This window comes from Porphyromonas sp. COT-290 OH860, from assembly GCF_000768935.1.
Lineage (GTDB): Bacteria > Bacteroidota > Bacteroidia > Bacteroidales > Porphyromonadaceae > Porphyromonas.
The window spans coordinates 1-447 of record NZ_JRAR01000002.1 but is presented as its reverse complement, the minus strand read 5'-3'; the positions used below and the strand labels follow the sequence as shown (position 1 = coordinate 447).

1 protein-coding gene is annotated in these 447 nt (G+C 48.3%); it reads left to right on the top strand.

What is annotated here, in order from left to right; all coding sequences use genetic code 11:
• Window positions 1-447 (top strand): transposase (locus HQ41_RS00530; RefSeq protein WP_044186450.1); only part of this gene is annotated, 447 nt, incomplete at both ends.

Here is a 447-nt window from a genome sequence, read left to right as displayed (position 1 = left end):
AGAAGATGTTCGTTCAGAGGAAGCTCTCTCACAGGAGGAAGCTTATCATGATGCACTGAAAAGTGGTAAGCCCGGTGTTGATGCAGAGGCTCGTTGGGAGCGCAAAGGCAAGCATTATCGATATGGGTATAAGAAACACGTGCTTACCGATGAGCAAGGCTTGGTGGAAGCCCTCATTACAACCCCGGCTAATTCTGCAGATACTGTTGTTTTTCCCGCCTTGATCGAGAAGTCCGAGTTGTCATCAGGTGTAAGTGTACTAGCGGACAAAGGCTATTGTAGCAAAAAGAATTCGGAGTACTTAGCTGGTCGTAGCTTGGTGGACGGGATTATGCTCAAGGCTATTCGGGGGAAGACTCTTAACGAGAGTCAGAAGGCATTCAACCGTGTGATCAGTAAGACAAGGTGCTTGATAGAGCGGACCTTTGGCAGTATTCGTCGGTGGTT